Genomic DNA, 21753 nt, shown 5'->3' with positions numbered 1-21753 from the left:
GGGTCGCGGCATGGAGCCTAGGGCTCCGCGACGGAGCTTCGCTCCTGCAACGCTCTGGGATGACCAACTCGCGGATGCTGGTGCAAACTGCTACGAGTTGGCGCTGCCACTCTTCGCCATCTCCCTTAGCCGGAATTTCTGGATCTTCCCCGTCGAGGTCTTGGGAATCTCGGCGAACACCACCGCTTTCGGCAGCTTGAAGCGGGCAAGCAGCGCACGGCAATGCTCGATGATCTCGGCCTCGGTCGCTGTCTTGCCGGGCTTCAGCTCGACATAGGCGACCGGCACCTCGCCCCATTTCTCGTCCGCCCGCGCCACCACGCCGCAAGACGCAACGGACGGGTGCTTGTAGAGCGCGTCCTCGACCTCGATCGAGGAAATGTTCTCGCCGCCCGAAATGATGATGTCCTTGGAGCGGTCCTTGAGCTGGATATATCCATCCGCATGCATGACGCCGAGATCGCCGGAGTGGAACCAGCCGCCGGCGAACGCCTCGTCGGTGGCCTTGCGGTTCCTGAGATAGCCTTTCATGACGATGTTGCCGCGAAACATGACCTCGCCGATGGTCTGGCCGTCGGCGGGCGTCTGCGTCATCGTTTCGGGATCCATCACCGTGAGGCCTTCGAGCGCGGCGTAGCGGACGCCTTGCCTGGCCTTCCTCGTGGCCCTCTGCCCCTTCTCCAGATGATCCCACTCATTGTGCCATTCGTTCACCACCGCCGGGCCGTAGGTCTCGGTCAGACCATAGAGATGCGTGACGGCGAAGCCGGCATCGGCCATGCCGGTGAGCACCGCTTCCGGCGGCGGCGCGGCGGCCGTGTTGAAGGTGACGGCTTGCGGGAACTGGCGCTTGTCCTCATCCCTGGCGTTGATCAGCACCGACATGACGATCGGCGCGCCGCACAGATGGGTGACGTCATGGTCGGCGATGGCGTCGTAGATCTGCTTCGGCCGAACCCAGCGCAGACAGACATGGGTGCCGGCCTGGACGGCCAAGGTCCACGGAAAGCACCAGCCATTGCAGTGGAACATCGGCAGCGTCCACAGATAGACCGCATGCTTGGCCATGCCGGCATGGACGGTGTTGGCGTAGGCCATCAGGGCAGCACCCCGATGATGGTAGACGACGCCTTTCGGGTTGCCTGTCGTGCCCGAGGTGTAGTTGAGCGAAATGGCGTCCCACTCGTCGTCAGGCATCGACCAGGCAAAATTCCCCTCGCCCTCGGCGACGAAGGCCTCGTAGTCGAGAGTGCCGATGCGACCGCCCTTCGGATAGGGAGCGTCCGCGGCGTAGTCGGGATCGTCATAGTCGATGACCAGGGGCTTCACCTTGGCCAGGTCAAGCGCTTGCCGAACCACTTCGGAGAATTCGCGATCGACGATAAGCACTCTGGTCCCGGCATGGTCGAGCTGGAAAGCGATCACGGCGGCGTCGAGGCGAGTGTTGAGCGAATGCAGCACCGCCTTGGTCATTGGCACGCCGAAATGCGCCTCCAGCATCGGCGGCGTGTTCGACAGCATCACCGTCACCGTGTCGCCCTTGCCTATGCCGCGCCCGGCAAGCGCCGAGGCGAGCTGCAGCGAACGCCGCCAGAAATCGCGATACGTCACGCGCTGCCGGCCATGGATGATGGCGACATGATCGGGATAGGTCTTGGCTGCCCGCTCCAGATAGGTGAGCGGCGTCAGCGGCTGGTGGTTGGCAGCGTTCCTGTCGAGATCCTGTTCGTAAGGGTTGCCCATCGTGTCCTCCCCGTATGTCCCTTTGCCGACAAGTTCTAACCACAGGCTGGGGCCGCGTCACCAGCAACGATGCCACGACAAAGCGCGTCTGGCGCAATGATGATCTAGATTTGGCGCGCGTAAAGGCATCGCGTACCTCCGCGCGGTTTGACTTTTGTCGAGAGCCGTGACTAATGTCAGCCGAGGAGAAGGCATGGCGATCCGACCGGCAGAACAACTTATCCACAAGGCCGCCTGGCTCTATTATGCGCATGGCCTGCGCCAGGACCAGGTGGCGAGCCAGCTTAACATTTCCCGCGCCTCCGTTGCCATGTATCTGCGCAAGGCGCGAGAGACCGGCATCGTCAACATCTCGACCTCGACCCAGCTTTTCACCGACGACGTCATGGCGCGCAAGCTCGAGGATGCACTCGGTCTCGACGCGGTCTGGATCGCGCCGGAAAACGGCCATATCGCCGATCCCGCCACCGACATCGCGGTGCTGGCGGCGAGCGTCTTTCTCGAACTGGTGAAAAAAGGCGACCGCATCGGCGTCGCCTGGGGACGCACCGTCTACATGATCGCCGACATCATGTCCTACGCCGATCTCCAGGATGTCACCGTGGTGCAGCTCTGCGGCAATCTCGGCGCGCCCTATTCCTATCGTCCCGACCAGTGCACGATGGAGATCGCCCGGCGGCTCAACGCCAAGGGCATCAATTTCTACGCGCCGCTCGTGCTGACCACCGAAGAGCTGGCGCGCGGCCTGCGCGCCGAGCCTGTAATCCGCGAACAGCTGTCGAGCATCCACGAATGCGATCTGGCGCTGTATTCGGTCGGCGCCGTCGATGCCGACAGCCATCTGGTCAAATGCGGCGCGCTGACATCAGACGAAATGGCCGACCTGCGCAAGGCGGGCGCGGCCGGCGTCATTGCCGGGCAGATCATCGATGCCGAGGGCAAGGTGCTCGACTGCGGCTACAACCGGCGGGTGATCTCGGCGGAGCTTTCCTCGCTGCGCGCCATTCAGAAGCGGCTGATGGTGGTGCAGGAGAACAGCAAGTTCGAACCCCTGCTCGCGGCGATCGCCGGCGGCCTTTGCACGCATCTGGTGGTCGGCGCCGATATGGCGCAGCGGCTTCTGGATCATGCCGGAGCGCCAGGCAAAAAGGTATCCTAGAGACCATTCCTGCCGCGGCCGTCATCAAGGCGTCGTGGCATTCCTGTTTCACCACTATGACAGCAACTGGACGAAGCTAATGAAGAACCTGTGGAATGACGGCGACGCGGAGAAGATGGTTGCCGACTATGCAAAGAAAGGCGTCGGACGCGATCTCGCGCTGCGCGTCTACACGACGCGCCTGCTGGGCGGCGAACCGCGACTGGTGCTGCATGGCGGCGGCAACACCTCCTGCAAGACCAAGGCGACCGACCTCGTCGGCGACGAATGGGACGTGCTGTGCGTCAAGGGCAGCGGCTGGGATATGGCCGTCATCGAGCCGCAGGGCCTGCCGGCGGTGAAGATGGGCGCGCTCATCAAGGCGCGCGCGCTGGACAAGCTCTCCGACGAGGACATGGTCGCGCTGCAGCGGGCGAACCTCATCGATCCGTCCTCGCCCAATCCTTCGGTCGAGACATTGCTGCATGCCTTCCTGCCGCACAAATTCGTCGACCACACGCACTCGACCGCCATCCTGGCGATCGTCGATCAGGAAGACAGCAAGCCGCTGGTGAAGACGGTGTTCGGGGCCAAGATGGGTTACGTGCCCTACATCATGCCGGGCTTCGACCTCGCCAAGGCGGCGGCCGACGTCTTCGATGCCGACCCTGATGTGGAAGGCCTGATCCTCGACAAGCACGGCATCTTCACCTTCGGCGACGACGCCAAGCAGGCCTACGACCGGATGATCCATTATGTGAATGTCGCCGAGGAGTATGTAGCCAAGCATGCCAAGCCCAAGGCGGCAAAGGCCGCGCTTCCCGCGAAGCTCGCGACGCCGGCTTCCATCGCTCCTATGTTGCGCGGCGCCGTGGCGGTGGCGCGCCGCGAAGGCCGCTTCGACCGCATGATCAGCGATTTCCGCACCTCGGACGCGATCGTCGATTTCATCAATTCGGCCGAGATCGCCGACTATGCCGCACGCGGCGTGTCGACGCCGGACCTGTCGATCCGCATCAAGACCGGACCGATGGCGGTGCCGGCGCCCGATGCGGACAAGATTGGCGACTACAAGGCCGTCATCAAGAGCCATGTCGACGCCTTCGCCAAGGAATACCGTGCCTATTTCGAGACCAATGACGCGCTCGACGACGTCAAACGCACCATGCTCGACCCGATGCCGCGGCTGACGCTGGTGCCAGGACTCGGCATGTTCGGCCATGGCCGCACGCTGAAGGATGCCAGGATCGCCTCCGACGTCGGCGAGATGTGGATCGAGGCCGTGCGCGGCGCCGAAGCGGTCGGCCGTTTTCATCCGCTTTCCAAGGCCGACCTGTTCCCGCTCGAATACTGGTCGCTGGAACAGGCCAAACTCGCCTCCAACAAGCCGAAGCCGCTGACCGGCCAGGTCGTGCTGATCACTGGCGGAGCCGGTGCGATCGGCGCCGCGACAGCCAAGCTTTTCGCCGACAATGGCGCCCATGCGGTGGTCGTCGATCTCGATGGCGAAAAAGCCGCTGATGCGGCCAAGAAAGCGGGCAACAATTCGATCGGCGTCGCCGCCGATATCACCGATCCGGACCAAGTGCGTGCAGCCTTCGACAAGGCGGTCGCCGTGTATGGCGGCGTCGACATAGTGGTGTCCAATGCCGGTGCCGCCTGGGAAGGCCGGATCGGCGAACTTGACGACGCGCTGCTGCGCAAGAGCTTCGAACTCAATTTCTTCGCCCACCAGTCGGTGGCGCAGAACGCGGTGCGCATCATGCTCGAACAGGGCACCGGCGGCGCTCTCCTGTTCAACACCTCCAAGCAGGCGGTCAATCCGGGTCCGAAATTCGGCGCCTATGGCGTGCCGAAGGCGGCGACGCTGTTCCTGTCCCGGCAATATGCACTGGATTACGGCGCGCATGGCATCCGTTCCAACGCCGTCAATGCCGACCGCATCCGCTCCGGGCTGTTGACCGACGCCATGATCGCCAGCCGATCGGGCGCACGCGGTGTCTCGGAAAAAGAATACATGTCCGGCAATCTGCTCGGCCAGGAGGTGACGGCGCAGGACGTGGCGCAGGCTTTCCTGCACCACGCGCTGGCCGACCGCACAACCGCCGACGTAACGACGGTCGACGGGGGCAATATCGCGGCGGCGCTGCGGTAGCACGGTCACGCATAGCGCACAGGAGGCTTGCAAGAACACCAGTGTGTAGCTACATTGTGGCTCAAACTCAAGGAGTCACAACATGGCTACGGACACGGTTGTCCGCGCTCGAATTGATGCCGCGACAAAGGACCAGGCTACCGAAGCCCTGGCGGCAATGGGACTGTCGGTCTCCGACGCCATTCGGCTGCTGCTGGTCCGCGTCGCCGCCGACAAGGAATTTCCCTTTCCGGTGAAGGTGCCGAACGCAACCACCCAAAAGGCCATGGCCGAATTGGAAAAAGGCAAAGGCAAGCGTTTCGCGTCAGCCGACGAATTGTTCAAGGATTTGGGCATCTGACATGCCGACGCCCGTTCACTCCGGGCAATTCCGCAGGGACGTTAAGCGCATGGAGAAGCGTGGCAAAGACCTCGCTAAATTGCGCGAGTTGTTGGGCCTGCTCATCGCCGGACTGCCGGCGCGTTATAAGGATCACCCCTCTAAAAGGCGACTGGAAAGACTATCGGGATGCGCATGTAGAACCGGATTGGCTCTTGATCTACCGCATTGCCGACGATGAGCTGCGGCTTGCCCGCACCGGCTCCTACTCCGATCTGTTCAACGAATGAAGACAGCAAAAAAGCCGCCTGCAGTTGCTGCAAGCGGCTGTTCCAAGTGTGAGCGAATTGCAATGTCGATTGGCTTACTTCGCGTTCGGGTTCGGCATCCAGGCGGGCATGGCGACATCGGCATGGGCGAACTGCGGCAGCTTGGCCGACAGGTCCTCCATGTTCTTGATGTCCTTGTCGAGAAGGTCCCTCTGGGTGATCAGCGTCGGCGGCACGACGACGTTGTGGCCGGGGTCTTCGCCGGCCAGCAGTTGCGCCAGCGCACGCACCGAGACCTGGCCCACGACGGCCGGGTTGGTCGCGGCGGTTGCCGCCCAGGCGCTGTCGGGCTCCCGCATCGCCGCAATGTCGGAGGTCGAGATGTCGGCCGAATAGATCTTGATGTCCTTGTTCAGGCCTGCCTCGTCGACGGCGATCTTCACGCCCTTGGCGAACTCGTCATAGGGAGCAAACATCACCTTGATGTCGGGATGGGCGGTCAGCACTGAGCGCGCCTGGTTGGCGACCGAGTTGGCGATCGGGTTGTCCAGCGTGCCGAACATGGCGACTTCGTTGATGCCCGAATATTTCTTCTTCACGTCGACCCAGGTTTCGTTGCGTCGGTCGAGCGGGGCGATGCCCGCGACATAGACATAGCCGGCCTTCCAGCTCTCGCCATTGTCCTTGACGGCCTGCTCGAGCGCGAGGCGCGCAAGGTCGCGGTCTGACTGCTCGATCTGCGGGATCTTGGGGTTTTCGACATTGACGTCGAAAGCGACCACCTTGATGCCGGCGTCGACCGCGCGCTGGGCGGCGTCCTTCATCGATTCCGTCAGGCCGTGCTGGATGATGATGCCTTGCACGCCGAGCGCGATGGCCTGGTCGACCATGTCGGCCTGGAGGGCGGCGTCCTGGCGGCTGTCGAGCACGCGCAGGTCGACGCCGAGGGCCTTGGCTTGCGCCTCGACGCCGGAGAGATAGGCCTGGAAGAAGTCACCGGTCGAGAGATAGCGCACCAGGGCGATCTTGACGCCGGGCTTGTCGAACGGCGCCGGGCGATCGGCAGCCAGGGCCGTCCCTTGCATCAGCAGCGCCGCGCCGGCGAGCCCGAGCGCTGCCTTGCCCAAAAGTCTTCTTGTGATGTTCACGTCGTTTCCTCCACTTGTTGAAATGCAACCCGGTCGAAATCTATGTCCTGCCCCTGCCGGAAAGAGCGAAGGTGAAGACAAGGGCGACGACCAGAACGGCGCCCTTGATGAAATCCTGCGTGTAGTACGGCGCGTTCATCATCGTCAGGCCCTGCAGCAGGACACCGACGAAGACGGCGCCGACAGCCGTGCCGAACGCGTTCGGCTTGGCGGCGCCGAGCACCGCGTAGCCGATCAGCGCCGCGGCGACAGCGTCGAGCAGAAGATTATTACCCGAGGCGATGTCGCCGCGTCCAAGCCGGGCGGCGAGCAAAATACCGCCGATCGAGGCAAAAACTCCTGAAATGATATAGGCCCAGATTTTGTGTGCCTTGACAGGCGCGCCGGCGAGCTCGGCGGCGCGCTCATTGGAGCCGACGGCATACATCATGCGGCCGAAGCGGGTGTATTCGAGGAAGAACCAGATCAGCACCGCGAGCACCGCCAGGACGACCACCGAGACCGGAATGAGATTGGGGATGAAGAAGTCGAAGCGGTGGCGGCCGAGCGCCAGGAACGCCTCGCCGAACTTGCCGTTGGCGACCGAGCCATCGGGCATGGTCATGCCGGTGGCGATCGAGCGGCCTTCGGTCGGGATACGCTGCAGGCCGACCAGCAGGAACATCATGCCGAGCGTCGCCAGCAGGTCCGGCACGCGCATATAGACGATCAGCCAACCATTGATGAGCCCAACGACAACGCCGATCAGCAGGCAGACGATGACCGCGACGACAGCGTTCTGCTCCAGCACCACCATCACATAGGCCGCAGCCATCATGGCTGACGTGGCGACCGAGCCGATCGACAGGTCGAAGCCACCAACGACCAGCGTGGCGGTGACGCCAAGCGCCAGCACGCCGGTGATAGCGACCGACTGGAAGATGAAGACCGCGCTTTGCGGCGAAACGAAACCGTCGGCGGCAATCGCGAAATAAGCGACGAGCCCAAACAACAGGACGATGAAACCGTAGCGGATGGCGTGGTTGCGCTGCGTCATTCAGCGCCCCCGCGCGCCGCTGCCGTTTTTACCCAACTCGAACCCATGCTCTCCATTCCAATTGTCATCGTCAGTTCTTCAATTCCAGCCGGTCAAGCCGCGCGGTGCGGCAGCCCACCGGCCACCTCGGCCAGCAGGCGATCGAGATCGATGTCCGCGTTGCGATGTTCGCCGACGATGGTCTGCTCCGACATCACCAGGATACGGTCGGCCGTCTCAAGAGCCTCGTCGAGTTCGGTCACGAACAAAAGCGTCGTGCGGCCATTGGCGCTTGCCCTCAGCTTGGCGGCGATGTCGCGCCTGGCCGAGATATCGACGCCCTGAAACGGCTCGTCGAGAATGAACAGCCTTGCATCCTGCGCCATCCAGCGGGCGACCATCACCTTCTGCTGGTTGCCGCCGGACAATGCCGACATTTCGTCCTTCTCGGAGCGGCAGACGATGCCCAATTCCTGGATCTGCCGGCGCGCCGTGGCGCGTTCCAGGCGGCGCTTGAGCACGCCCAGGTTCGACATCCTTCTCAGAAACGGCAGGCTGACATTGCGCTCGATGTTGAAGCCGCCGACGATGCCGCTGGTGGCGCGATCCTTGGCGACGAGGAAGACGCCGGCGGCGATCGCATCGCCGGCCGAGCGCGGCGCGTAGGGTTTGCCGTTCATCGTCATGGTGCCGGCGAGCGGCCTGCGCACGCCGAACAGCGTCTCGGCAAGCGCTGTCTTGCCGACGCCGACCAGCCCGGTGACGGCAACGACCTCGCCGTCGCCAAGTGTCATCGACATCGGCCTGGCGCCTTGGGCGATGCGCAGGCCTTCGACGGTCAGCACCGCCTTGGCCGAGTGCCTGGCGACGATCTGGTCGAGGTGGATCTTGCGGCCGAGCATGGCATTGACCGCACCTTCGTAGTCGAGCGGCTTCTTGTCGAAGACGCCGGACACGGCGCCGTCGCGCATCGAGACGATGCGGTCGGCAAGCCGCCTTATGTCGGACATGCGGTGCGAGATATAGAGGATCGCCACGCCTTGCGCGCGTAGCCTGTCGACCAGCGCAAAAAGCCGATCGGCTTCGGCGCTCGATAGCGATGAGGTCGGTTCGTCGAGGATCAGCACTTTCGGCTGATGTGCCAGCGCGCGGGCAATCGCCACCATCTGGCGATCGGCCAGCGAGAGATCGCTGACGCGCGCCTTCAAGTCGATCGCCAGATCCATGCGGTCGGCAACCGCCTTGGCCTCGCGACGCACACGGACCGGGTTGAAGAGCACCGGGGCGCCACTGCCGCTCAGCCTGTCCAATGTCAGATTGGTCGCCACGTCAAGGTCGGCGACGACACCGTCATTGATGTTCTGGTGAACGGTGACGACGCCAGCGCGGATCGCTTCCGCCGGTCTTCCTGGCGCAAAGTCCTGGCCGGCCAGGGTCATGGTGCCGCCGTCGCGTTCGTAGACGCCGCTGACGATCTTGACGAGGGTGGATTTGCCGGCGCCGTTGGCACCCATCAGGACGGTCACTTCACCGGCATGGAGTTCGAGCGAGACGCCGCCAAGCACCTCGTTACGGCCAAAGGATTTCTTCAGTCCCTCTACGCGGAACACGGCATTGCCGACCATGCGTTCCTCCCTGACGGTGACGCTATGGGCTACATCGGCAATTGTCAACACGATTGACAATTGCCAGTGCGCTACCTAGCTTGGCCCCGCCGCCGTGGCTCCGCTATTATGAGGGACGAGCAGGAGAGGTGAGGATGACCGGGAAAACGCCGTTCGAAGCACTGTCGGTGGAGACGCTCGCCACGCGGCTCGGCAGCAACGAAGCGCTCACCCAGCGCATCGGCGAGGACACCAGCCGCTGGAAGGTGCGCGAGGTCGGCGATGGCAATCTGAACCTCGTCTTCATCGTCGAGGGCGACAAGGGCGCGGCTGTCGTCAAGCAGGCCCTGCCCTATGTCCGGCTGGTCGGCGACAGCTGGCCGCTGCCGCTGAAGCGTTCCTTCTTCGAATATCACGCGCTGACACGGCAGGAGGCGCGCGCGCCGGGCTCGGTGCCGGCCATCTACCATTTCGACGAGACCCAGGCGCTGATCATCATGGAGTATCTGTCGCCGCACATCATTTTGCGGCGGGCGCTGATCGAGGGCCGGCAATTGCCGAACATTGCCAGGGATATCGGGCTGTTCATGGCCCGCACCCTGTTCCGCGGCTCCGACTTCTCGATGGTGACCAAGGATCGCAAGGCGGACCTGGCGCTGTTCGCCGACAACGTCGAGCTGTGCGACATCACCGAGAATCTGGTGTTCTCCGATCCTTATTTCGACGCCAAGATGAACCGGCACACTTCGCCGCAACTCGACGCCCTGGTCGCCGAGTTGCGCGCCGACCGCGACCTCAAGGTGGAAGCGCAGCGCCTGAAGCATCTTTTCGCCGCCAATGCAGAGACATTGCTGCATGGCGACCTGCATTCCGGCTCGATCATGGTCACGGATATAGAGACCAGGATGATCGACCCTGAATTCGCCTTCTACGGGCCGATGGCGTTCGACGTCGGCATGTTGCTCGCCAATTTCTGGATGGCCTTCTTCTCGCAGCGGGGTCATGAGCAGAGCGGCAAGCGCGACGCCATGCGCGCTTATCTGCTCGATGTCACGGCGCAGACATGGTCGGTGTTCCGCACCGAATTCTCGCATCTGTGGCGCACGGAGCGCAACGGCATGCTTTATCAAAAGAGCCTGTTCGAGGATCAGGGCGACAGGCTCGGCGCCGAGCAGGCGCTCGACCATGTGCTGCACCAGATCTGGGACGACCTCCTCGGCTTTGCCGGCATCGAGGTGCACCGGCGCATCCTCGGCCTCGCCCACAATGCCGATTTCGAAACCATTGCCGACGAAGACCTGCGCGCCACATGTGAAGCGAGGGCGCTGAAGTTCGGCCGCCACATCGCCGTCAATAGGCGTCATATCCACAGCATCGACGAGGTCAACAACCTGGCCGCGCTGATCGAACAGGAGAACCGCATTTGAACGTCGGCGAGCGCCACTATCGCACCATCTGGCTGAGCGACGATGGGCGCTCGGTGGAGATCATCGACCAGCGCTGGCTGCCGCATGACTTCCGTATCGTGAAGGTCGACACCGTTAATGGCATCGCCACCGCCATCCGCGACATGTGGGTGCGCGGCGCGCCGCTGATCGGTGTCACCGCTGCCTATGGCGTTGCCATGCAGATGGCGGACGATCCGGCGGATGCCGCGCTCGATGCCGTCTGGGAGACGCTCCACGAGACGCGTCCCACGGCGATCAATCTGCGCTGGGCGCTGGATGAGATGCGGCGCTTCCTGCGGCCGCTGCCGACGGAACAACGCGCTGCAGCCGCCTATCGGCGCGCCAGCGAGATCGCCGACGAGGATGTCGGGCTCAATCGCGCCATCGGCGAGAACGGTCTCGCCATCATCAAGGACATCGCGGCGCGCAAAAAGCCGGGCGAAACCGTCAACATCCTGACCCATTGCAACGCCGGCTGGCTGGCTACCGTCGACTACGGCACGGCCACCGCGCCGATCTACCTGGCAACGGAGGCCGGCATTCCGGTCCATGTCTATGTCGACGAGACGCGGCCGCGCAACCAGGGCGCCCAGTTGACGGCTTGGGAGATGGCCGGCCACGGCGTGCCGCATACGCTGATCGTCGACAATGCCGGCGGCCATCTGATGCAGCGCGGCGCAATCGACATGGTCATCGTCGGCACCGACCGCACGACGGCCGACGGCGACGTCTGCAACAAGATCGGCACCTATTTGAAGGCACTCGCCGCCGCAGACAATGACGTGCCGTTTTACGTTGCGCTGCCTTCGCCGACCATCGACTGGACGGTGGGCGACGGACTTGCCGAAATCCCGATCGAGGAACGCTCCGGCGACGAGGTTTCGCTGGTGTGGGGCAAGACCGCGAGCGGCGAGATCGCCCAGGTGCGCGTCTCGCCGGAAGCGACGCCCGCGGCAAACCCCGCCTTCGACGTGACGCCGGCGCGGCTGGTCACCGGCCTGATCACCGAACGCGGCGTCGCCAAGGCCTCGCGTGAAGGGCTGAAGGCGATGTTCCCGGAGCGTGGATAGCCGACTCTCGCAAAGGCAAGGAACCACCTTTCGCTGTTCAGAAGGTGCTGCTCTTTGCGATCTCCAGCGAATTGACGAAATCCAGTGAACGCCGCAGCGCGCTCCGAATGGTGGCGATATCCACCGGCGCGCTCCGCCGTTGGGGATCACGATGCTGCGGGCGCTGCAGCCGCAATGGCAGTTCGATGCTGACCGGCAGCGTCGCGGGAAGCGTTGCCCAGTACGGTTCGTAGCCGATCGAGCCGTCGCCGATAGCGCAAAATGTCCATCCCTCTCCGGTGCTGACGACATCCTTCAGATGAGCATGCCCAACGCCATCGATGGCATCAGCGATATCTTGCGCCGGCTGCACCGTCTCGTTGCTGTAGGTAAAGACATTTCCGGCGTCGTGGTTCAGGCGCACGTGTCGCGATCCGATGTCCCGAATGAAGCTTGCCCCCATCCGGGCACTGCCGAGCAGATTGCCTTGGCCATGTCCGGGATTCTCGAGCGCCAGCACGATGCCGACTTCCTCCAGCCTCGGCAGGAGGGCGTCAATCGTTTTGCGGATCGCCGCGCTGTTTCTCGCCGGGCCGGCATTGGTAATCAGGAAGGACGCACCAAGACCGGCGGCAAAGCCGATGCGCCGGGACAAGGCGTCGGGGGCATCGGCCCCCGACAGGTCGAGATGAGCCGACACGGCATTGATCCCGAGCCCGGCATGTTCCGCTGCCTGGCGCAGCTTCGCGGCGTGCACAGCCGCAAACATGCCTTCATCGAAATCGACATAGCCGCGGATGAAGGCCGGCTCCACATGGAGGGCGCCGGCCGCCGCAATCTCCTCGAGGGCCAATTCCATGGGATAGCCATCGAAGAGCGCGGTCGATACCGATATGATCCGGGCCGGCGAAGGCAGGGCTCAGGCTCCCTTGCCGTAGACGATCAATTCCGAGGCTTCCTTGACCTTGGCCGGAGACAGCGCTTCGCGCCAATCGTCACGGACCACGACGCCCTTGGCGAATCGCATCAGCCGCAACGCCGCGTCGGACGGCACTTTCGGAGAGAAGCCGAACCACATGGCAATCTCGACGTTCAGATGGCCTATCAGGAAGTCCAGCGCGGCCTGTCTGGGAATGCCATATTTGCGCTCACACTCCTCGACGGCCTCGACCATGGTGTCGACGAAGGGCATGGCCACCATTTCGGACAGGCCCGGCTCCAGGATCGCCAGCTGTTCGACCGTGACGCGATGGCTGTCGATGATCGGCGACCACATGGCCCTGCACACTTCCTCGCCAAGCGCATAGTGCTCTTCCGGACCTTGCATCAGGGCACAGACGATCGATTGCCTGGCGATGCCGCCATGGTAATCGCGACGCGCGGCCCATTCCGTCTCGTCGCCGAACAGCGGGGGATGGCAGGGATGGCCGACGAAATAGGTGAGATCCGGCCGATCGCCGGGCAAGTCGCCGGCATAGGGCGCTGCCGCATCCAGAATGAGGATCATGGTGCCCGCGGCAAGCATCGGCGAGATCTGCCGCGCCACCTGGCCGATGATATTGTCCGGCAGGGCCATTACCACCACCTTGGCGCCGGGAATGCCCTCCTCCATGGCGACGGCGCCGATATCGGCCTCTCCCAGCCGCTTGCGGCCGGCCTCGCCGCTCTCCACGGCGCCGACATCGTAGCCCGCTTCGATCAACTTGCGTGTCACGCGGAAGCCCATCTTCCCTCCGGCCCCAAGCACCGCCACGGATGTCGTCATTTGCTTTCTCTCCCATTTGCCTTGATGGCGCGCCGATGGCGCAGATTCAGCCGAACGCTTGCAGCGCGGCTTCGAGCTCCGGATGCGTGGCGGCATAGTCGCGTGCGGGAATCCCTGCCGCCGCGGCTTCGAAAGCATCATGCAGGCTTCGAACGCCGGCGGCCGGCCCGCCTGGATGCGCCATGATCCCGCCGCCGCAGCAATAGATGAAATCGTCCGAGCCGAGCCTCGTATAGGTCTCGGCTGCTTGCACAGCGGTCTGTCCAGACGAAAACACCGGCATGACCGTATCGGGACGGCCAGCCCGCTCGAACATCGGGGTGAGACAGCCATGGGCCGACGCCATCACCGATTCGTCCGGCTCGCAGAACTTGTTGGACAACCCGTTGACGTGCATGTGGTCGATGCCGGCCAGACGCCAGAATTTCTGATAGGCGAGATAGCTCATGCCGAGATCGGGAGAGCGGCTGAAGAGGCCCCATCCGGCCCGATGGCCGTGCAGTGCAACGGCGGAGTGGCGGCGCATCTCGATGACGGCGGACAGGCCGACAGAATTCAGGACCAGCATGGCGCAGGTCCCGCCACGGCGCTCGATCAGATCCAGCTGGCGACGCATGGCGTCGATGTCCCCGGAAATGTTGGCCGCATACATGACCTTGCGCCCGGTCCTGTCGGCGTGCCTGTCTATCACCGCCATGACCGCTTCGAACCGGTGTTCGAAGGGCGAATGCGGAGGGTCCCCCATCAATTCGTCGTCCTTGATGAAATCAAGCCCCGCGGCAATCAGCGTGTCGGCCAGGGCCGCCGTCTCCTGCGGGGTAAGACCAACGCTCGGCTTGACGATGGTGCCGATCAGCGGACGCCCGTCGACGCCGGTCAGGCGACGCGTTCCCTCGACGGCGAAGGCCGGCCCTGGATAGGCATCCGCGAAGGCATCGGGAAAGGTAACGTCGAGGAGACGCATGGCCGAGAAATGATGCAGCTCGAACAGATTGCCGAGAACCGTCGACCAGACCGAAGCCAGCACTGTCCCCGTATTCTCGATGTTCCAGGAAAGGGCCACCTTGGCCCGGTGCGGCCTCACGGTCGCATTTTTTGGCGAGCGCGAGAACGGCAACGCCTCGCTGTCGACCTCGGCAACATCGCTGATGAATTCGACGCGGGCTCCGAACTTGCGCAGCAGCTCCGGCGTTTCTCCGGGTATGGCGCGGAAAGTCCCGCTTGATTGTTCGCCCGCCATCGCAGCCGCGGCAACCTCCAGCGGGTAGCGGGTTTCGATCAGATAGGTGGCGCGGAGGCGACCGGACAATGCAGGCTTCCCGACTGGAATGACGTTCACGGAGTGACCGTTAGCACCAAAAAGAAATCATGTCATCATATGAGTTTTCTCGGGCAAAAAAATTTCGGCGGCCGCTCAGCCGGCTCCGCCGCCGGCCAGTTTCGAATAGAGCTCGTTGGCGCGGCCAATGTGGTCGGCCATTGCCGCGCTCGCGCCTTCCGGATCGCCGCCGGCGATTGCCTTGTAGATCCGCTCATGCTCCTCGACCGTCAGCCGCTCGGCGCCTTTCATCGCCACCAGATCCCGCTTGAAACGGGACAGCCATTCGAGCATTCCCTTCGCCACCGCCGCTATCATCGAATTGCCGCTCATCTCCGCAATGACGGCGTGGAACTCCATGTCGGCCGCCACGAACCGGGCCTGGTCGCCCTTTGCCTCGCGCAAATGACGCAAGGTCTCCGCGAGGCGTTCCAGACTCTTGGCCGTGGCGCGCCGCGTGGCTATCCGGACCAGTCCGGTTTCCAGCAAGAGCCTGACTTCCTTGAGTTCTTCGAGCCCGCGAGAGTTCGTCGCCAGCATCATGACCATCGCCGCGGAGACCTGATCGACGATGACATCAGGCGTCGGATTGATGACGCGGGCACGTTCTCCGTGCGAGATCCTGATAAGTCCCATCTGCTGCAGCGACAGCATCGCTTCCCTGATCGAGGGCCGGCCGACGCCGATCATCGTCATTAGTTCCTTTTCCGACGGCAATTGAGAGCCGGGCGGGAATTCGGACGTGGAGATTGCCGCCATCAGCCGGTCAAGCACCTCCACATACAATTTCTTTTTCTGGACCGGCTCCATCCGTCCCTCCTTGGTGTTCGCGGCATAGTCGATCCCGAGTCGCGTCGGCAGACAAGGGTCGCGCCATCGATTGACATTACATATATGATGACCTAACGTCCGTCTACGGCCGACTTTGGACTGGTCACCAGTTGCTGGAGCAGGCCGGCTCCGTTTGGCCAAGGAAAGAACGAAGCTGACGGCCGAGCTTCGTCTCGTCCTTAAATCGAAGGAGGTTTCGGCAATCGAGGTTCCGGTGCCCGCTTGCCTATTTGGTATGCTGGTATAACATGTAGCTGGTATGGCGTCTTTCGGAGGACGTCGTAACGGAATGGCAGAAGGCCGACGTATCGGCCGGTGTTTTTTTGGGAGGAAAATATCATGAAGTTTTCAACCGTGGCGGCGCTTGCCGGCGCCGCGCTGGTCAGCGTCTCGGCTGTGCCGGCAATGGCGTCACCGGATGCGCCGGTGATCGCGCTCGCCAACGCCTATTACGGCAACACCTGGCGGCACCAGATGGTGGAGGCTTTCGAAGCCTCGGCCAAGGAAGCCAAGGCGGCCGGTCAGATTGCCGACTACATCGTCATGAACGGCGACGGCTCGGTGGCGCAGCAGAACAGCCAGATCGCCGAGCTGATCCTCAAGAAGGTCGACGTGCTCGCCGTCGATGCCGCGTCGGAAACCGCGGTCAACGGGATCATCGAAAAAGCCTGCAAGGCCGGCATCATCGTCGTTTCGTTCGATTCGGTCGCCTCGGCGCCCTGCAACTACCAGCTCAACTTCGACTTCAAGGGCTACAAGGCAGCCCAGGCCGAGGCCGTCTTCAAGATGATCGGCGGCAAGGGCAACGTCATCCAGGTGCGCGGCGTCAAGGGTTCGGCGCCCGACAACGACATGTTCAACGCGCAACAGTCGGTGCTGGCCAAATATCCCGATATCAAGGTTGTCGCCACGGTCTATGGCCAGGCGACCGCGTCGGTCGCACAGGCGGCCATCGCCAACGTGCTGCCCTCCCTGCCGCATGTCGACGCCGTGCTCGCACAAGGCGGCAGCGACGATGTCGGCATCGCCCAGGCGTTCGTCCAGTATGGCGGCGACTATGCCGGCAAGATGCCGATCATCGAAGGCGGCGGCGGCACCGACTTCGTCAAATGGTGGGCCGAGGAGAACGCCAAGAACGGCTACCAGACGGTCTCGATGAACACCACGCCCGGTATTGGCGGCGCCGCGTTCTGGCTCGGCCTGTCGCTGCTCAAGGGCGCCAAGGCACCCAAGATGATGATCATGCCGGTGGCCACCGTCGATGCCGGCAACCTCAAGGAATATGCAAAGCTGCCTGGCGGCCAGATCATCAGCCCCAGCTATTCGCTCGACTGGGTCAAGCAGAACCTGCTGAGCAAGTAAGATTGGCAATGCCAGGGACCGGGCGCCGCGGAACGGCCGCGCCCGGTCCCTGCCCGTGAAGAAACGGAGGACGAATGTCCCATCTCGCCGTAGCCCCGGAAGGCGCAGCCGCCGCGGTGCTCACCGATCCGACCCGGCAGAGCGTTGTTTCGCTTTCCGGGATCACCAAGAGCTTCGGACCGACGCTGGCGAATGCAGAGATCGACCTCGCCGTCTCCACCGGCGAGATCATCGGGCTGGTCGGCGGCAACGGCGCCGGCAAATCGACGCTGATGCGCATCCTGTGCGGGGCGATGTGGCCGACCCTGGGCTCGATTTCGTTTGCCGGCCAGAATATCGGCTTCGCCGGCTACGACACGGCGGAAGCACAGCGCCGCGGCATCCGCATGGTGCACCAGGAATTGTCGCTGTGCGCCAACCTCTCGGTGGCCGAAAACTTCTTCCTGGAAATTCCGGCGGATGCCGCCAACCGGCCGGGCTGGCGGGCACTCTACAGGGCGCGCGCCCGCTCGGCGCTGGACGCCGTCTTCCCCGCAAACGGCATCGATGTGAATGCCGAAGTCGGCCACCTCTCCATCGCCGAACGGCAAATGGTCGAGATTGCGCGCGCCGCCGCGACCCCCGGTGTCAAGCTGATCGTTCTTGACGAACCGACCTCCTCGCTCGATCTCGATCGCTCGAGACAGTTGCGGGCCTTCATCCGCGAGCGGGCCAAATCCGGCCTCGCCTTCATCTTCATCAGCCACAAGCTTCAGGAAATCATCGACATCGCCACCCAGGTGGTCGTGCTGCGCAATGGACGCACCGCCTGGCGCGGCGATGTGGCCGAGACGTCGATCGGCAGGCTGGTGCAGCTCATGGGGGGCGACGCCAACTCGATCCACCAGCATGGTACCGCCACCACCGGCAGCCGCGAAGCGCTGGTGCGATTGTCCGGGTTCCTGACGGCCGAACTCGGCCGCGACATCGAGATCGGCCGCGGTGAAATCATCGGATTGGCAGGCCTCGAAGGCAGCGGCCAGAAGGAGTTGCTGCACGCAATCTTCAAGCCCGATTCCGGAACGGATGCGGCCGTCGCCAGGAACGGTGAAGCCGGTTTCATCGCGGGCGACCGCCAGAAGGAAGGCGTGTTCCCCTTGTGGAGCGTGCTTGGGAACATCAGCATCGGCGCCCTGGCACGCCGCCCGGCGCTGGGCCTGGTCTCGGACCGCGCCAACCGCGCGGCAGCGGCGGATGCCGCCGGCCGGCTGCGGCTCGACGAAACCCGCTTCGGATCCAACATATTGGAGCTCAGCGGCGGCAACCAGCAGAAGGCGCTGGTCGCCCGGGCGCTCGTCGCCGACACGCCGATCGTCCTGCTCGACGACCCGACGCGCGGCGTCGACATCGCCACCAAGCAGGACTTCTACCGCCTCTGCAACGACATTGCGCGAGGCGGGCGCACGCTCATCTGGCACACGACCGAAGATGCCGAACTCCTGGCCTGCGACCGCGTGCTGGTATTTTCCGGCGGCTGCATCGTCAAGGAACTGGCCGGCGAAGCGATCACGGAATCAGCCGTCGTTGGCGCATCCTTCGCCCAGCAGACGGATAAAGCTGCCAGTGCGAGACGCAGCGGCGCTGCCGGCGCCGGGCTTGCCCGCAGGCTGGTGAGCGCTGCCCCCTTCATTGGTCTTGCCGCGGTGCTGGCTGTGATGATCTCGGCCAATCCGGCGGTCGCCTCCATTTTCGGGCTCGACCTCTTGCTCATGCCGGCGCTGTCGCTGGTGCTGGTGACCGCGGCGCAGATGTTCATCGTCGGCGGCAGCGAGATCGACCTCGGCGTCGGGGCGTTCGCGGGGCTCGTCAGCGTGCTCAGCGCCACGCTGCTCTACGACCAACCGTGGCTCGGCGCCCTGGCGCTGGCGGCGGCGATCGTCGCCTATGCCGGGCTCGGCGGCCTGATCCAGGCGCGCAAGATCCCGGCCATCGTCGTCACGCTGGGCGCCTCCTTCATCTGGGTCGGGATAGGCTATGCGCTGCAGCCGACGCCCGGCGGCGCCAGCCCCGAATGGCTGTCGACAATGTTCAACTGGTCGCTCGGCTTTGTGCCAACCTCGATCATCCTCATCGCCGCGGTGGCAGTCGTGGTGTTCGTGATCGACCGGTTGCCGCTCGGCGTGGTGCTGCGCGGTTTCGGCAACAATCCGACCGCGATGATCCGTTCCGGCTGGTCGCCGACGCGCTACGCGCTGGTGCGCTACCTCGTCGCCGGGCTATTCGCCGCCGCCGCCGGCCTGTCGCTGACGGCGATCAACACGGCGAGCGACATCAATTCCGGCAATTCGTTCACCCTGCTCAGCGTCGCCGCCGTGGTGATGGGCGGCTGTTCGCTGCTGGGCGGCGTCATCTCGCCGGTCGGCGCCGTCGCCGGCGCGGTCACGCTGGCGTTGATCGGCGCCCTGCTCGGCACGCTGAGCGTGAGCAGCGACTTCAACGCAGCGACGCAGGGACTGATCCTCATCGCGCTGCTGACCTTGCGCAGCCTGACCGCGGACCGCAGGAGCGAACAATGAACGCGTTTGCCGCCTTCAGCCCTTGGGCGCAGAAAAACCGCTGGATCTGGTCGGCGATCGGGGTGCTGCTGCTCTGGCTGGTGCTGTCCATCGTCACCAACCGCTTCAGCCTCTCCAGCCTGTCGGGCATCGTTCTGTCGGCCTCGTTCCTAACGGTCGTCGGCATCGGCCAGATGTTCGTCGTCACCACCGGGCGCGGCAATATCGACCTTTCCGTGGCCTCGGTGATCACGCTCAGCGCCTTCGTGGCGCTGCTGACCATCAAGGGCCAGGACGCCAACCTCGCCGTCGGCGTCGGCGCCGCGATCCTGCTCGGCCTTGCGGTCGGCGCTCTCAACGCGCTGCTCGTCGTCGGGCTGAACATACCGGCCATCATCGCCACGCTGGCGACGGGCTATGTGCTGGCGACCGCAACGCTGCTGTCGAACCGCGCGATATCGGGCTTCGCCGTCAGTCCGCTGTTGAAGACGCTGGCGACGGGCCGGGTAGCGGGCGTGCCGATCATGGCAGTCATCGCCATCCTGGGCGTCGCCGCAACGTCGTTCGTGCTACGCTATACCGTTTACGGGCAACTGCTCTCGGCAGTCGGCCAGAACCGCGCGGCGGCGCGGCTGGCAGCGATCCGCAACAACCGGGTCATCGCCTCGGCCTTCATCATCTCCTCGGTGCTGGCCTCGCTCAACGGGCTGCTGCTGGGCGCCTATATCGGCGGCGCCTTTCTTGAAATGGGCCAGCCCTATCTCCTGCAATCCATCGCCGCGGTGGTGCTGGGCGGGACGCTGATCTTCGGCGGCTCCGCGACGGCGCTCGGCACATTGTTCGCCAGCATCCTTTTGATCCTCATCGTCACGACCATGCAGATCATCGGCCTGCCGCCCGGCGCGCAGGACATCGTCCAGGGCATCGTCGTCATTTTCGTGCTGGCGCTGGCCGGCCGGCAGGTGCTGTCGCGGCGCGCCGCCGTCGACCCCGCCGCCCTCGAAAGCGCTGCCGGCGACGGCACGGCGAAACCCGAGGCGGGCGCTGCGGCAATCAGGCCGCAGTGACAAAGCAGAGAATGATTTCTCTTGCCAAGATGGTAGAGTGATCATACCAGTATATAAGGTGACGATTGGCGAAACCATCGTTCAATGTTTAGGAGCAAGGCTAGATGACGACGATCGCGCTGTTCGGTGCCGGCGGCAAAATGGGTTACCGCCTATCGACCAATTTCCGCGGCTCGCCCTATACGATCCGCCATGTCGAGGTCAGCGACGCCGGGCGCGAGCGGCTGAAGACCGGGCTGGGCTTCGATACGGTCAGTGCCGACGAGGCGCTGGAAGGCGCCGAGGTGGTGATCCTGGCGGTTCCGGACACCCATATCGGCAAGGTCGCGGCAAGCATCGAAAGCAAGCTTGCGCCGGGCACGATGGTGATCGTTCTCGATGCCGCGGCGCCGTTTGCCGGCCATTTGCCTGATCGTCCCGACCTGACCTACTTCGTCACCCACCCCTGCCATCCGCCGATCTTCAATGACGAAACCGACATGGCGGCCAAGAAGGATTATTTCGGCGGCGTCAAGGCCAAGCAGCACATGGTCAGCGCACTGATGCAGGGACCGGAAGCGGACTACGCCAAGGGCGAGGCCATCGCCAAGATCATCTGGGCGCCGGTGATGCGCTCGCACCGCGTTTCCGTCGAGCAGATGGCGCTGCTCGAGCCCGGCCTTTCTGAGACCGTGTGCGCCTCGCTGCTGGTGGTCATGAAGGAAGCTGTCGACGAGGTCGTGGCGCGCGGCGTCGACCAGCAGGCGGCCCTCGATTTCCTGCTCGGCCACATGAATGTGCTCGGCGCCGTAATCTTCGGTGAAACCAAGGGCGTCTTCTCCGACGCCTGCAACAAGGCCATCGAATTCGGCAAGCCGGTGCTGATGCGCGACGACTGGAAGCGGGTCTTCGAACCGGAAGAGATCGCAGCCAGCATCCAGCGGATTACCTGAGGGCCGCCGCTTAGATACAGATCACCTGAATTAGTGGTTGACTCATTATACCAGTT

Annotated in this window: 17 protein-coding genes and 1 pseudogene; 10 read left to right on the top strand and 8 right to left on the bottom strand. The window is 63.9% G+C overall.

What is annotated here, in order from left to right:
* Window positions 1–90: 90 nt before the first annotated feature.
* Window positions 91–1743 (bottom strand): acyl-CoA synthetase, encoded by a 1653-nt coding sequence (locus tag FJ959_RS06520; RefSeq protein ID WP_140623600.1) that lies wholly within the window; start codon window positions 1741–1743, stop codon window positions 91–93.
* Window positions 1744–1936: 193 nt separating this feature from the next.
* Here FJ959_RS06520 and FJ959_RS06515 point away from each other — a divergent pair, with 193 nt between their 5' ends.
* The 4 genes and pseudogenes from FJ959_RS06515 to FJ959_RS06500 all read left to right on the top strand — a co-directional run bounded on the left by FJ959_RS06515 (window position 1937) and on the right by FJ959_RS06500 (window position 5645).
* Window positions 1937–2902: a sugar-binding transcriptional regulator gene (locus FJ959_RS06515; RefSeq protein WP_140497839.1), complete on the top strand. Its 966-nt coding sequence runs from the start codon at window positions 1937–1939 to the stop codon at window positions 2900–2902.
* Window positions 2903–2981: 79 nt separating this feature from the next.
* On the top strand, window positions 2982–5036 hold the full coding sequence (locus FJ959_RS06510; protein ID WP_140629455.1) for a bifunctional aldolase/short-chain dehydrogenase: 2055 nt from the start codon (window positions 2982–2984) through the stop codon (window positions 5034–5036).
* Window positions 5037–5118: 82 nt separating this feature from the next.
* Window positions 5119–5376: a type II toxin-antitoxin system RelB/DinJ family antitoxin gene (locus FJ959_RS06505; RefSeq protein ID WP_140497837.1), complete on the top strand. Its 258-nt coding sequence runs from the start codon at window positions 5119–5121 to the stop codon at window positions 5374–5376.
* 1 nt (window position 5377) lies between these two features.
* Window positions 5378–5645, top strand: a pseudogene (locus FJ959_RS06500) (type II toxin-antitoxin system YafQ family toxin).
* A gap of 74 nt (window positions 5646–5719) precedes the next feature.
* Here the strand turns inward: FJ959_RS06500 and FJ959_RS06495 are convergent.
* The 3 genes from FJ959_RS06495 to FJ959_RS06485 form a co-directional block, all read right to left on the bottom strand.
* Window positions 5720–6772: a substrate-binding domain-containing protein gene (locus FJ959_RS06495; protein ID WP_140629147.1), complete on the bottom strand. Its 1053-nt coding sequence runs from the start codon at window positions 6770–6772 to the stop codon at window positions 5720–5722.
* Window positions 6773–6812: 40 nt separating this feature from the next.
* Window positions 6813–7808, bottom strand: coding sequence for an ABC transporter permease (locus FJ959_RS06490; protein WP_140629144.1), 996 nt, complete (start codon window positions 7806–7808; stop codon window positions 6813–6815).
* A gap of 92 nt (window positions 7809–7900) precedes the next feature.
* Window positions 7901–9412 (bottom strand): sugar ABC transporter ATP-binding protein, encoded by a 1512-nt coding sequence (locus FJ959_RS06485; protein ID WP_140514668.1) that lies wholly within the window; start codon window positions 9410–9412, stop codon window positions 7901–7903.
* Window positions 9413–9546: 134 nt separating this feature from the next.
* Here FJ959_RS06485 and mtnK point away from each other — a divergent pair, with 134 nt between their 5' ends.
* Window positions 9547–10818 carry an S-methyl-5-thioribose kinase gene (gene mtnK / locus FJ959_RS06480; RefSeq protein ID WP_140629141.1) on the top strand — a complete coding sequence of 424 codons (1272 nt, stop codon included), beginning with the start codon at window positions 9547–9549 and terminating at the stop codon, window positions 10816–10818.
* A complete protein-coding gene (gene mtnA, locus FJ959_RS06475) occupies window positions 10815–11909 on the top strand; it encodes an S-methyl-5-thioribose-1-phosphate isomerase (RefSeq protein WP_140520878.1) in 1095 nt (364 codons plus the stop codon). The genes mtnK and mtnA overlap by 4 nt, the downstream gene beginning before the upstream one ends.
* Before the next feature lie 37 nt (window positions 11910–11946).
* Here mtnA and FJ959_RS06470 read toward each other — a convergent pair whose 3' ends face one another.
* The 4 genes from FJ959_RS06470 to nanR form a co-directional block, all read right to left on the bottom strand.
* Window positions 11947–12747, bottom strand: a complete 801-nt coding sequence (locus tag FJ959_RS06470; RefSeq protein ID WP_181171986.1) for a sugar phosphate isomerase/epimerase — start codon at window positions 12745–12747, stop codon at window positions 11947–11949.
* A gap of 60 nt (window positions 12748–12807) precedes the next feature.
* The gene (locus FJ959_RS06465; RefSeq protein ID WP_140629136.1) at window positions 12808–13653 is read right to left on the bottom strand and encodes a phosphogluconate dehydrogenase C-terminal domain-containing protein; all 846 of its coding nucleotides are present in this window, start codon (window positions 13651–13653) and stop codon (window positions 12808–12810) included.
* Window positions 13654–13699: 46 nt separating this feature from the next.
* Window positions 13700–14962: a ribulose-bisphosphate carboxylase large subunit family protein gene (locus FJ959_RS06460; protein ID WP_181171985.1), complete on the bottom strand. Its 1263-nt coding sequence runs from the start codon at window positions 14960–14962 to the stop codon at window positions 13700–13702.
* 105 nt (window positions 14963–15067) lie between these two features.
* Window positions 15068–15781 carry a transcriptional regulator NanR gene (gene nanR, locus FJ959_RS06455; RefSeq protein WP_140497819.1) on the bottom strand — a complete coding sequence of 238 codons (714 nt, stop codon included), beginning with the start codon at window positions 15779–15781 and terminating at the stop codon, window positions 15068–15070.
* Between the two features lie 360 nt (window positions 15782–16141).
* Here nanR and FJ959_RS06450 point away from each other — a divergent pair, with 360 nt between their 5' ends.
* The 4 genes from FJ959_RS06450 (at window position 16142) to FJ959_RS06435 (ending at window position 21697) form a co-directional block, all read left to right on the top strand.
* The gene (locus FJ959_RS06450) at window positions 16142–17164 is read left to right on the top strand and encodes an ABC transporter substrate-binding protein (protein ID WP_140520883.1); all 1023 of its coding nucleotides are present in this window, start codon (window positions 16142–16144) and stop codon (window positions 17162–17164) included.
* A gap of 74 nt (window positions 17165–17238) precedes the next feature.
* Entirely contained in the window at window positions 17239–19719 is a 2481-nt protein-coding gene (locus FJ959_RS06445) for an ATP-binding cassette domain-containing protein (protein WP_140629132.1), read from the top strand.
* Entirely contained in the window at window positions 19716–20765 is a 1050-nt protein-coding gene (locus FJ959_RS06440; protein ID WP_140629130.1) for an ABC transporter permease, read from the top strand. Before FJ959_RS06445 ends, FJ959_RS06440 begins: the two co-directional genes overlap by 4 nt.
* Window positions 20766–20869: 104 nt before the next feature.
* Window positions 20870–21697 (top strand): phosphogluconate dehydrogenase C-terminal domain-containing protein, encoded by an 828-nt coding sequence (locus tag FJ959_RS06435; RefSeq protein WP_140497811.1) that lies wholly within the window; start codon window positions 20870–20872, stop codon window positions 21695–21697.
* The last annotated feature ends 56 nt before the right edge of the window (window positions 21698–21753 follow it).

This window comes from Mesorhizobium sp. B2-2-4 (assembly GCF_006442375.1).
Classification (GTDB): Bacteria; Pseudomonadota; Alphaproteobacteria; order Rhizobiales; family Rhizobiaceae; genus Mesorhizobium.
This window is presented reverse-complemented; position numbering and strand designations above follow the sequence as displayed.